Genomic DNA, 12,395 nt, shown 5'->3' with positions numbered 1-12,395 from the left:
TCATGGTGTCTGTAGCACGATTTTTCTCATTATCCAACGCGCCTTTCACCGCCTGAAGCTGTCCTTTATCCAATTCTGGGCCGTGAGACTTTAGATATTCATCAATACTCATACCATCAACGGTAATGCCATTTCTCCGCATAAAATCAATCACCTCATCAGGTAGGGGCTCTTTGGTTTTGTCATCCCCTTTCGCCGCTTTGGCAATAACCTCATCGACACGATTCGACATATCTTGCGTATCGCTGGCATATTTTGAACGCGCCTGCATCCCTTTAAAATTAGTAGTGGCAATATTAGAAAGTACGTCAAGAAATGAATATAAGACTTTTAATCCTATACTGAAAATATCATCTGCATCATTGACTGCATAAGGGGAACTGTTTTGTATCATGTTATTCCCAGATGAGCTGGGCGCATGTGCTGCAAAGAATTTTGGCATATTGACATAAGCATTCGTTGACATATAGATACTCCTACACTCCAGTTGGAGTGATACATATGGAAGAGCATGACTACATATTTTTAGTCGAATTAAGATTCTTAAGTTGTGTTTCCAATTGTTTAAACTGTATATTCATCTGCGAAATACAAGCCAGCATTTTGGCTTTTTCTTGTTTAAAACCGTGAGGAAAAGCAGCATCCAGGCGTGACAATACTTCTCTGGCTTGGCTATCATTATCAGCCCGCTGCTGTAACATTTCTATGTGCTGTTGATACTCCTTAAGTTTATCCAGATCAGATTTTAATTTTCCATATCTATTTTGTAAGTCACCAAGCATATATTGAATAGGAACATTATTATTCATATCATTACTCCTTATCTATTCATTAGGTATTAAATTAATTTTGTATTATTGCTCCCCCTCTGTCTTTCACATTTATTCTCTAATTTTTAAAAGTAGCATCACGGAAGTCATTTTTTATAACGAACAATAAGAGTTTCAATGATTTTTTCGGCGCTATCCAGCGCTAGCATCATGTCATTAAGTTTTTTATAATTATCAGGTGTTTGCTGGAGAGACAGTTGATGAATAACTAATAATTTTTCTTTTATCAACAACACCTTTCTGTGCTGAATAGATAGCGACTCAGACTTAATATCATCTTCCAGTTCAGTTATATGCTGCATTAATTCATTTCCTATTCTTAAAAATCCATCGGTATTTGTACTAAATGATTAGATTTTAATAGTGAGATCCCCCGTTCTCCGATCAAGATAACTTTATAACCATTATCCAGTACGGCTCCTTGCTGTAAACGAACCCCATTAGCCAGTTGCACAAATTTTGAATAATTATTTCCACCATAACTAACAATCGCTGCGGGAAGGAGTTGAGTGGTTTGATCTGACGCTGGGATGCTCTGATACCTCACCGGAAATGCATCAGGTTGCAGGGCGAGTGTCGCCAGCATCTCTTTCAGATGCTGTTGTTGCTCCGACGATAGCACTCCGCTAATAACAATTTCTTTATTACTTTGCGTCATGCTCAGATAACCTAGTAATCCTATTTTCCTTAGGCTCTCGACTAATCGAGGGATCTGGCTATCCTGGGAATTAATCACCATCCAACCTTTTAATCCCGCAATTGTTGCTAATGCTTTTTGCACACTTAGCCATTTCGCCCCCATCTCAATAGCACCATGGAGAATGACATTCCCTACTTCCTTACCGGTATACACCTCAATATCCTGATAACCATATTGGTGCAAAACCTCAATAACACTCGTAATCAGCCGATCATCACAAACGAGTTGATTACGAAATATGACATGGTTAGAAAGCAAAAAATTTTGCAACTGAATAACTGCTGAGGATGATACACAGTGACCACTCAATGCAACGCTGCCATCTGCCAACCAGGCTGCGTTTATTCCCTCCAAGAGCGGTTTTTTTAATTGCTGCGATAATTGTGTTGGAATAGAAGGGGGAAGGTATGCAAACAATCGGTTCGATTGCTGTGTAAACCAAAAAATAAATACAAAAAGCAGTGCCAATAGTATAAGTGTCACCAAAGATAGCCATAATAATAAGCGTGACCCAGAGCGACGAGTCACTTTTATTTCGCTTAAAACATCCGTTTCTTCGCCGAGAACCAATGCTAAACCAGCGGCTTCAATCACTTGCCGTAAAGGAATAGGTTGTTGTGGATCATGCCGAAAGCCGTTAACCCAAACAGCGTCTGACGACTGTAGCATGACTTGACTCTCGCTTATCACCAAGGTCAATATTTGCCCTAGAGGTAATGACAATAATACATCGCACCCCTGTTCCCCCAAAGTAAATGCCCCCTCAGGCAAAGTCAGTTCGCGCCCAATGAGTTCACCACTCAATAGGCGAAGCTTGAATTGTACCGCCATATTATTCCCCTGTATTAACCGGTACGGCTTTGATTAGAAATAGCCTGACAACACTGTGAGATTGCTTATTAGTGCTGCGAAACAATCCACCGAGTAAGGGGATATCACCTAATAAAGGAATTTTATTTTGTGATTCAATTTGTTTGTCTTGAATAAACCCACCCAAGAGTAAGCTTTGTCCAACCCGTAATGTCGCTTGCGTCGAAATATCTGAATTTTGAATTTCAGGTAAAGGTTCGCTACTACTGAGTGGTGCCTGCTGTTGGCCATCTTGAATATTGAGGTTAAGTAAAACTTCTTTCACACCGTCAGAATCAATCATTCGTGGTGTGACTCGTAATAATGAACCTGATGTTATTGATTCAAGTTTTGCAACCTTGTCGCCTTGCAGCTTGGTATAAAACGTCACGTTTTTGTCTAGCACAGCTTGAATATTATTCAAGGTAACCACTGAAGGGCGGGATAAAACTCTGGCACGTGAGTTCTTTTGCAAGGCGTTCAAACGCACCATAAAGTTTCCGGTATTACCTATCACAGTAGAGAACCCATCTGAATTAGGTGCCGTCTCCCCACTATTAAATGAAACCCCAGCGCCACCAATCGATGTGGATGCTGACCAATCGATACCAAGCTGACTGATATCCCCAGCATCAACATCAATAATCGTCACAGAAATTTCTATTTGGACAGGCCGCTGATCCAACTGTGTAATCAAACTACTATACAGCGGCATGTTCGCCTGGCGATCACGGATAATAACTGCATTTTGCCGAGGGTCAGCCGAAAAAAGTGGCGCGCTGACAGGCGCATCCTCTGATTCTTTTTCGCCTGCCAAAGGTAAATGGTTACCTGCACTCATTTCCCGCAAGACACTGACCAAACCCGGTAACTGAACTTGTTGATCTCGATATTGATATGTGGAGTCAGCCGCAGAAGCATATTTTAACTGAAAGACTTTTACTGTTTCTTTATTTTGATTTTGCTTGCGCACTTGCGAAGAGAGCATTTTAGTCAGAGAAGCCACACGTTCAATACAGATAGGTACCCCTGTAACCTCAATCGCGTTAAGGCGAGAAATAGCCTGTACGGCGCAATTTTTACCTGCGGGAACACCACTTTGCTTTAAATATTTGATTAAGGTCGCCGTCGATAGCCCATCAGGAGATATAAACTCTCTTTTGATAGATTGAGTTTTGTAGAAATAGAGAATATCCCCATCGTAGTACCAAGTAATATTATATAGCCCAGCCAATTCTGACAGTATTTGGTCTGGCGTTTTATTCACTATTTTGCCGCTAAATTTTTCATTTATTTCTGGGCTAACGACCACAGGGATACCATAATTCACCCCAAGATCATTCAACAAGTTAGTGACTTTCATGCCTCGGCTATAAATAAAAAAAGGCTCCCCCTGCCAGGGAATGGCTTTCCCTGAGGCCTGGGACATAAATAGTAACAATAGCGCACCAGCAAGCTCTTTCATGAAACCACCCTGTGGGCATCTGTTTTATGCTTAGTTGAAATACGCACTTCAGGGGCGTTTGTTGTAACTTCAAACGAATTAAGTATTTGAATAAAAGAATTAATTCTCTCTAGTTCTATGGATAATTTTTGGCGTTCATTATCAATGCTATTTCTCTCATCGGGGGTATGTCGATACCAAAGCCACCAATAGTCGCGTTCAATCTGTAATGCAAAATCCTGCGTATCTTCAAGTGCCACCAGCATAAGAGAAATATAATGGATAACCGAATCAGATATCATTTTCTTTTCAATAAAAACAAAGCCAATACAAATAGAATGGCCGTAGTTTATCGCCTTCGCAGGAAGGCCATTGAGCGTGAAACTCATAATATTGGCATCTGATAAATCAACATTTCTAATTAAAGGCTGCATTTTTAATATTTCTAACATCGATTATTTCTCCAACAATACCACGTTTTAATTATCCTCTAATCTTAAATGTCTGATATAAGGTAAAAGCCTGCTTTACTCATTATTCATAATTAAATGAATCTATAACGAGTAGTAATGAAATCAGTGTAATTCTTGATATCAAATTTTGGCTGTGGCGTACTAAAAAAAACAGTCAGGTGACTTTATGGAAAAATCATCATCACTCGTCACTCGATTGACACTATTACTGGGTATGACCTTAATGGCTATTTGGTTAATTTCAATTGCCATGACAGCATTCTTCTCATATGAAGATACGCGTCAACGTTTGGTAAGTGAGTTAACACACATAGCATCATTACGAGCAGATTTAAGTAATTACCAATTTGAAGGGGCAGAAAGGGATGCTCTTTCATTGATCAACCGCCAGGATCATAACCAAATGAGCTGGGGATTCCCTATACCAATCAAAAATGAGAGCGTAAAAAACAACATTCTTATTAATTCGATAACTTGTTCCCCCACTCAATCTAAACATGATTTTCAGATAAAACAGGCTTACGGCACGTCAGGCCAGACCTATTATCTTGATAGTTTTACGATTAAGAACAATGATGGAATTACTATCTTTAAACCGCAAAATGTTTCCCACGAATATTTAAAGCAACGCCGTAAAGAGTTACTTTTGCTTCCCATATTTCCTACTCACAATAATATTTTTTGGGGAATGCCCACTTATACCCAGCAAAATGGCTGGCATGTTTCGGTTGCTGCGTGTGATCAAATGGGATCATTAGCGGGATTTTCATTAAAACTGAATGAATTAGTGACTAATGATCAATCATTTGATCAGCGAGATATCAATTTACTACTAGATAAAGAAGGAAAATTATTACCTCTTACTCAACAAAACATACCGTCAAATCAGTTATACGAAATCCTCCGCCAACTGAAAAATATTCACTTACACGATGGCTGGCAACAAACACCCGATTATTTGGTACTAAGAACTCAACTAAAAGGCCCCGGCTGGCAGCAATTAGTGATTTATCCACGGATAGGATTCGCTTGGGAGGCCGCAAAGCCCGCATTACATCAACTCCCCTTTGCTCTGGCTATTTTACTGCTCCTTACCTTAGCGCTTTCTTTATTACTGCGATATTACCTGGCCATTCCATTATGGAACTTTGTCAATATTATCGGCTCCACTGGGCCACAAGCTATGGAGCCACGATTACCTGTTAAACGTATGGATGAATTAGGCCACATTGCTCGTGCCTACAACGGCTTATTAGATAATTTGAATGAGCAATACGACACATTAGAAATGAAAGTAAAAGAACGGACATTGGCGTTGGCGAAATCAAAATTAGCTGCGGAACAAGCAAACCATCGAAAAAGTATACATTTGACCACCATCAGTCATGAGATCCGAACCCCCTTGAATGGGGCTTTAGGTGCCGTCGAGTTATTACAAAATACCCCCTTGGCACCAGAGCAATATCGGTTAGCAGAGACCGCACGTCAGTGTTCACATTCACTGTTGGCAATAATCAATAACCTCCTGGACTTCTCGCGTATTGAATCCGGTCAATTAACCTTGTCGCAGGAGAAAACAGCGCTATTACCTTTACTGGATCAGGCAATGTTAACCATACACAGCCAGGTCTTAAATAAACCTATCGCGCTCTCTACTTATGTCAGTTCAGACGTGCCACTAGAAATTGAGCTGGATAGTCAGCGCATAAAGCAGATTCTGGTAAACCTATTGGGTAATGCCGTTAAATTTACGCGGCAAGGTCATATTAGTCTCACTGTTGAACGCAAAGGTCAGCAACTCTGTTTTACCGTTGAAGATACCGGCTGCGGTATTGATTCACAGCATCAGGAGAAGATATTCCGCCCCTTTATTCAAACCTATGATCATGGGCAAGGAACCGGCCTGGGACTGACTATTGCAGATAATCTGGCAAAAATGATGGGGGGAAATATTACGCTGTATAGTAAGCCTAATTGTGGCAGTCGTTTCTCATTAACTCTACCGTTTAGAGGGGCAACTCCAGCAATGCCTTTTAAGAATGTGTGCTATGCGGTCCCCTCATCGTTACAGGCACAATTATCTGCCTGGGGCATCACCTGCCAACCGATGAGTCATAAATCGATTAGCCTGCCGCTCGAGCTGTTCTCTGATAAAGAATTGTGTTATCTACCCGGCCGTTTATATACCAAGGTAAAACACTATTTGGACAATAAAGGATGCTCACCTCCTTGCCTGCAAGAGATACAACATAATCTTCCGCTGCAACCTTGGCATATGAGTATATTGCTGGTCGACGATGCTGAAACCAATCGTGATATTACTGGCATGATGCTGCGACAACTGGGGCATCAGGTTACGTTAGCCGAAAGTGGCGAAATTGCACTGCATATCGGGCAAGGCCAATATTTTGATCTGGTGCTAATGGATATTCGTATGCCGGGAATGGATGGCCTGACAGCAACCCAACATTGGCGCAACGATACAATTAATTTAGATAACCGCTGCATGATAACGGCACTTAGTGCGAATACTAACCCGGATGAAAAAATAAAGGCCTATCAGGCAGGGATGAATCATTATATCTCTAAGCCAGTGACGTTCATTCAACTGGCAGAAGTTCTGGATCTGACGGCACAATATCAGCTAGAACGTGGGATTAATCTCACTCCGCAAATAACCACCGCCAAACCATTATTGAACCTGGCAGACGACTCACTCCGTCTTAAATTATCAAAATCACTGCAAGAGTTACTGCAACTGGCAAGAGACTCTCTTACTCATATCCCAACCCTATCGAACCATCTTCACACTCTGAAAGGGTGTGCCGGACAAGCAGGATTAATTGAATTACAAGAAGCAGTTATTCAGTTGGAAATAGCCATTGAAGCAAAGGAAAGGATTACTCAACTAGATATCACTCGCCTCGACGAAATAATCCATTGGCAATTTCGGCCAAGGGGCTCCCATGAGGCCATTTAAATCATCAGGTAAAGGAATAACTTTATGAATACAAAATTATTAATTGTGGACGATCATGAGCTGATTATTAATGGCATCAAAAATATGCTTGCAGCTTATCCGCGCTATCAGATTGTCGGTGAAGCGGAGAATGGGTTGGATGTGTATAACCTATGCCGCCAAACCGAGCCAGATATTGTCATAATCGATTTAGGGTTACCCGGTATGGATGGTCTTGATGTCATTATTCAACTTCGGCGCCGCTGGCCAGGCATGAAGATTTTAGCATTGACTGCTCGTCATGAAGAGCACTACGCCAGTCGAACACTAAATAATGGTGCGCTAGGGTATGTTCTGAAGAAAAGCCCACAACAAATTTTGATGGCGGCTATTCAGACTGTGGCGGCGGGTAAGCGCTATATTGATCCCGCGCTCAATAGCGCTTTATTGAGCAAATTGACCCAAGATTGCGAGACAAATCAAACCATTTTAACGCCACGCGAGCGGCAAATATTAAAGCTGATCACCGAAGGTTCTTGTAATCGTATTATTGCGACTCAGCTTTCTATCAGTCAGAAAACCGTTGAAACTCATCGCCTTAATATGATGAAAAAACTGGATGTGCATAAAGTTGCAGAACTGATTCATTGGTCATACCGCTTAGGCTTAAATGAATAATGCCAGTAAATTATCGCCATGCTTATGTTTGGTCATTAAGTAATAATAAAGCCCCCTGTCGGTCGGTCTCCAACAGGGGGCTTTAACTGATAATAGAAAATGTGATGGATTGTTTTGAACAGGTATTAGCTTTGAACTGGTGTTTGCTTCGGTGCAAACAATGTTTTCTCATAAGCCTTGGCTTTCTTATGATCAAACTGATGTTCCCACTTGGCAATAACCAACACGGCTAATGCATTCCCTACCACATTCAGTGCAGTACGCGCCATATCCAGAATACGGTCAACGCCGGCAATAAAGGCCAAGCCTTCCAGTGGAATACCGACACTGCCTAATGTTGCCAGCAAGACAACAAAAGAGACACCCGGAACACCGGCAATACCTTTCGAAGTCACCATCAAAGTCAGCACCAGAATAATCTCTTGCCCGATTGATAGCTCAATGCCATAAAGTTGGGCAATAAATATCGCTGCAATACTTTGGTATAACGTGGAGCCATCCAGATTAAATGAATAACCGGTTGGTACGACAAAACTGGTAATCGCTTTTGGCGCACCATAAGCTTCCATTTTTTCGATAATTCGCGGTAATACAGTCTCAGAACTGGCCGTAGAATAGGCCAGAATCAGCTCATCTTTTAGAATTCGAATCAATGTCCAAATACGCAACTTACATAATCTCGCTACAGTACCCAGTATGACTAAAGCAAAGAAGATAATAGCGGCGTAAACCAGCACAACCAATTTGGCGAGTGGGATTAGTGATGCAAAACCAAAATTGGCGACCGTTACCGAGATCAGGCCAAACACCCCGATCGGCGCATAACGCATAATCATGTGTGTAACTTTGAACATGCTTTCAGATACTGCTTTAAACACATTCAACAGTGGTTCTTTGGTTTCTTTTGGCAATGAAGACAGCCCTAAACCAAACAACACTGAGAAGAAAATAATTGGCAACATATCGCCTTTTGCCATAGAGGCAAAGACGTTGGCAGGGATCAGCGACAAGATAGTGCTTACCAGGCTGTGGCTACCACTTTGTACTTGTTCGGTGGTTTTTTCGTACTGAGAGATATCAACCACGGTCAACGCTGACATATCAATGCCGTGCCCTGGCTGGAACACATTCGCCAAAGTGATCCCGACAATAATGGCAACAGTCGTGATAACTTCGAAATAAATGATGGTTTTAAGACCAATTCGCCCAAGCTTCTTCGCATCACCAACCCCGGCAATACCTACGATCAAGGTTGAAATAACGATCGGCACCACAATCATTTTAATTAAGCGGATAAAGATATCACCCGCCGGGCTTAAAATATTATTAACTAGCCATTCTCTTGATTCAATTTGGTTATGCAAAACCGCACCAACCAAAATACCTAATAGCAGTGCAATGAGTATTTGCCAGGCCAGACTTATTTTTACACTTTTCATACCCTAAAAATTCCTCAAAGCATCCCATAAAATGCAAGTTACCAAGCATCTTAAATAGAATACTTAATCATTAAGTACGGGGCTATAGTTGATAAAACTTATGGTCCAGCCTCCCGCCAGCCGTCCACGTTATAAATCAGTATCATTTCTAGGCACTCCTCTGCAAGCCTTGTTTACACTAAGCCTACATCACGCCGGTGCTTGAAATCAGCCAGAACAATCACTAATTATCAGTAAATATTTGTTATTAAAAAAGTAAAACACATCAATGACAAATAGTAACCCAACCCGTCAGTAGAAAAAATGAGCGAAATTAAATTATTGCATAATCCATAATTATGTTTTCTTTTGTGAATTGTTTTGTTTGTATTTTGTTAAATACATTTATGGTGATTCTCCGCTTATTTTGGATATTCCGCAACCAAAGTCGATTTTTTTTGAGAAAATTCTTAAATAAACACTAAAAAAAATAAAACATTAAAATGCATATTTATGCCGTTCGTTTTTTATTTTCCAATGCATATTTCATCTTAGAATATATACAGATTTTTAATTACAGTAAGACATTAAAATAATAATTCCTCTTCAGTAGTAAATGAATATTCCTTTTTTAGGTTAACCATTAATACCAAAGAGTGTTAATCACGTAGCGTTAATACTATTCGTTTTTGTCGGTCTATAAATATCCTCTTTTCGCACGGAAAATGAGCTGATGCCCACATTTCCTTTCCTTTATAGCATGGTCAGATAGCAGCTCTTCTATCATTAAGATATCGATTCACCACTCAGCGCATTAAGTAAGTCTCTAAATCAACATCTTTTATGCGTGATCTGTCGCCCAAAAAAGAAACAAAACATCTCCTCACACTATAATTAACTTTTGATTGACATATTATTAACAATCTCAAGGAGAATGATGATGAGCCAAATACATAAGCACCCTATTCCAACTGCAATTGCAGAGCATGCCCTGATAAACCCAGAACAATATCATCAATACTATCAACAGTCGGTGCAAAACCCAGATGAATTCTGGGGTGAGCATGGCAAGATTATTGATTGGATTAAACCCTATAAAACGGTGAAGAATACCTCTTTCGATCCCGGCCATGTCAGTATCCGCTGGTTTGAAGATGGTACATTGAACCTTGCAGCAAACTGTCTGGACCGCCATCTGGCAGAACGCGGTGATCAAACTGCGATTATCTGGGAGGGCGATGATCCTAATCAGTCCAAAACCGTTACATACAAACAGCTTCATCATGATGTATGCCAATTTGCCAATGTGCTGAAAAAGCTGGGCATTAAGAAAGGTGATGTTGTTGCTATCTATATGCCAATGGTGCCAGAAGCTGCCGTTGCGATGCTAGCCTGCGCCCGTATTGGTGCGGTTCACTCGGTGATTTTTGGTGGATTCTCACCTGATGCCGTCGCTGGCCGAATTATCGACTCTAACTCAAAACTGGTGATTACTGCCGATGAAGGCATCCGTGCTGGCCGCGCAATTCCACTGAAAAAAAATGTCGATGAAGCGCTGAAAAACCCTGCCATTACCAGTATCAAAAATGTTGTTGTATTCCAACGAACCGGCAATGCCAGTTATTGGAAAGATGGGCGAGACCTGTGGTGGCATGACCTGATTAAAGATGCCTCGGACGACTGCCCAGCGGAAGAAATGAATGCGGAAGATCCACTATTTATCCTTTATACCTCCGGTTCTACCGGTAAACCGAAAGGGGTATTACATACCACTGGCGGTTATTTGGTTTATGCCGCACTGACTTTTAAATACGTTTTTGATTACCACCCTGGCGATATCTACTGGTGTACTGCTGATGTGGGTTGGGTGACTGGCCACAGCTATTTACTGTATGGCCCACTGGCTTGCGGTGCCATTACCTTAATGTTTGAAGGTGTTCCAAACTATCCAGGCGTCAACCGCTTGGGTCAGGTGATTGATAAACATCAGGTCAATATTCTGTATACCGCACCCACTGCCATTCGCGCCTTAATGGCCGAAGGTGACAAAGCCATCGAAGGCACTAAACGAACTTCGTTGCGTATCATGGGGTCGGTTGGGGAGCCGATTAACCCAGAGGCATGGGAATGGTATTACAACAAAATCGGTAATAGTAAATGCCCGATAGTTGATACCTGGTGGCAGACTGAAACCGGTGGTTTCATGATAACTCCCCTCCCAGGGGCCACCGAATTGAAAGCAGGTTCTGCAACTCGCCCATTCTTTGGCGTTCAGCCGGCGCTAGTTGACAACTTGGGCAACCCACAAGAAGGTGCCGCCGAAGGTAATTTGGTCATCACCGATTCGTGGCCAGGTCAGGCCCGTACCCTGTTTGGCGATCATGACCGTTTTGAACAAACTTATTTCTCTACCTTTAAAGGTATGTATTTCAGTGGTGATGGCGCACGCCGTGACGAAGATGGCTACTACTGGATAACTGGCCGGGTCGATGATGTGCTGAACGTATCAGGTCATCGTTTGGGTACCGCTGAAATTGAATCAGCGCTAGTTTCACACCCAAAAATTGCCGAAGCCGCTGTCGTTGGGGTTCCGCATAACATTAAAGGTCAGGCTATCTATGCCTACATCACCCTGAATCATGGTGAAGAGCCAACTCCTGAGCTGTATACCGAGGTGCGCAATTGGGTACGTAAAGAGATTGGCCCAATCGCCACACCCGATATCTTGCATTGGACCGATTCATTACCAAAAACGCGTTCTGGCAAAATCATGCGCCGGATCCTACGCAAAATCGCCGCAGGTGATACCAGTAACTTAGGGGATACCTCAACGCTCGCCGATCCGGGTGTCGTCGACAAATTGCTGGAAGAAAAACAATCAATGCAAGCACCATCGTAAATTATGCCGCCTTCGGGTGGCACCTTATTTAATGCCTCAAAGGAGAGACTCTGATGAATGACAACATTTATCAAGAGATTGAAAATAACCCGCGTTTCAAAGAGTTGGTGCAAAAGCGCAGTCACTTTGCCTGGCTACTGTCGCT

10 protein-coding genes are annotated in these 12,395 nt (G+C 41.8%); 3 read left to right on the top strand and 7 right to left on the bottom strand.

The features are described from left to right. The 6 genes from ACNSO8_RS07540 to ACNSO8_RS07515 form a co-directional block, all read right to left on the bottom strand. Positions 1-466: chemotaxis protein (locus ACNSO8_RS07540; RefSeq protein ID WP_418394278.1), on the bottom strand; the 466-nt coding region annotated here is incomplete at its 3' end. A gap of 49 nt (positions 467-515) precedes the next feature. Then, a complete protein-coding gene (locus ACNSO8_RS07535) occupies positions 516-809 on the bottom strand; it encodes a chromosome segregation ATPase (protein WP_019080781.1) in 294 nt (97 codons plus the stop codon). Between the two features lie 107 nt (positions 810-916). Further along, entirely contained in the window at positions 917-1,132 is a 216-nt protein-coding gene (locus ACNSO8_RS07530; RefSeq protein ID WP_019080782.1) for an EscE/YscE/SsaE family type III secretion system needle protein co-chaperone, read from the bottom strand. A gap of 17 nt (positions 1,133-1,149) precedes the next feature. Beyond that, positions 1,150-2,361 (bottom strand): type III secretion system inner membrane ring subunit SctD, encoded by a 1,212-nt coding sequence (gene sctD, locus ACNSO8_RS07525; protein ID WP_050157107.1) that lies wholly within the window; start codon positions 2,359-2,361, stop codon positions 1,150-1,152. Position 2,362: 1 nt separating this feature from the next. Then, positions 2,363-3,844: an EscC/YscC/HrcC family type III secretion system outer membrane ring protein gene (locus tag ACNSO8_RS07520; RefSeq protein WP_019080784.1), complete on the bottom strand. Its 1,482-nt coding sequence runs from the start codon at positions 3,842-3,844 to the stop codon at positions 2,363-2,365. Then, positions 3,841-4,275 carry a hypothetical protein gene (locus tag ACNSO8_RS07515; RefSeq protein ID WP_050131000.1) on the bottom strand — a complete coding sequence of 145 codons (435 nt, stop codon included), beginning with the start codon at positions 4,273-4,275 and terminating at the stop codon, positions 3,841-3,843. Before ACNSO8_RS07515 ends, ACNSO8_RS07520 begins: the two co-directional genes overlap by 4 nt. 187 nt (positions 4,276-4,462) lie before the next feature. On the opposite strand from ACNSO8_RS07515, the gene ACNSO8_RS07510 reads away from it, so the two are divergent. Continuing rightward, positions 4,463-7,276 (top strand): two component system sensor kinase, encoded by a 2,814-nt coding sequence (locus ACNSO8_RS07510; RefSeq protein WP_050161068.1) that lies wholly within the window; start codon positions 4,463-4,465, stop codon positions 7,274-7,276. Positions 7,277-7,300: 24 nt separating this feature from the next. Then, on the top strand, positions 7,301-7,933 hold the full coding sequence (locus ACNSO8_RS07505; protein ID WP_019080787.1) for a two component system response regulator: 633 nt from the start codon (positions 7,301-7,303) through the stop codon (positions 7,931-7,933). 125 nt (positions 7,934-8,058) lie between these two features. On the opposite strand, the gene gltP is transcribed toward ACNSO8_RS07505, so the two are convergent. Beyond that, on the bottom strand, positions 8,059-9,372 hold the full coding sequence (gene gltP / locus ACNSO8_RS07500; RefSeq protein WP_050161067.1) for a glutamate/aspartate:proton symporter GltP: 1,314 nt from the start codon (positions 9,370-9,372) through the stop codon (positions 8,059-8,061). 919 nt (positions 9,373-10,291) lie between these two features. Between gltP and acs the strand changes: the two genes are divergently transcribed. Beyond that, complete coding sequence (gene acs / locus ACNSO8_RS07495; RefSeq protein WP_050327828.1) at positions 10,292-12,250, top strand: acetate--CoA ligase; 1,959 nt, start codon at positions 10,292-10,294, stop codon at positions 12,248-12,250. The last annotated feature ends 145 nt before the right edge of the window (positions 12,251-12,395 follow it).

The organism is Yersinia sp. LJYL362, assembly GCF_048323875.1.
This window is presented reverse-complemented; position numbering and strand designations above follow the sequence as displayed.

What these genes read in the sequence shown, in the direction of transcription:
- acs (WP_050327828.1), top strand. Translation starts at nt 10,292, where the DNA reads ATGAGCCAAATACATAAGCACCCTATTCCAACTGCAATTGCAGAGCAT.
- ACNSO8_RS07520 (WP_019080784.1), bottom strand. Translation starts at nt 3,844, where the DNA reads ATGAAAGAGCTTGCTGGTGCGCTATTGTTACTATTTATGTCCCAGGCC.
- ACNSO8_RS07535 (WP_019080781.1), bottom strand. Translation starts at nt 809, where the DNA reads ATGAATAATAATGTTCCTATTCAATATATGCTTGGTGACTTACAAAAT.
- ACNSO8_RS07530 (WP_019080782.1), bottom strand. Translation starts at nt 1,132, where the DNA reads ATGCAGCATATAACTGAACTGGAAGATGATATTAAGTCTGAGTCGCTA.
- ACNSO8_RS07510 (WP_050161068.1), top strand. Translation starts at nt 4,463, where the DNA reads ATGGAAAAATCATCATCACTCGTCACTCGATTGACACTATTACTGGGT.
- gltP (WP_050161067.1), bottom strand. Translation starts at nt 9,372, where the DNA reads ATGAAAAGTGTAAAAATAAGTCTGGCCTGGCAAATACTCATTGCACTG.
- ACNSO8_RS07515 (WP_050131000.1), bottom strand. Translation starts at nt 4,275, where the DNA reads ATGTTAGAAATATTAAAAATGCAGCCTTTAATTAGAAATGTTGATTTA.
- ACNSO8_RS07505 (WP_019080787.1), top strand. Translation starts at nt 7,301, where the DNA reads ATGAATACAAAATTATTAATTGTGGACGATCATGAGCTGATTATTAAT.
- sctD (WP_050157107.1), bottom strand. Translation starts at nt 2,361, where the DNA reads ATGGCGGTACAATTCAAGCTTCGCCTATTGAGTGGTGAACTCATTGGG.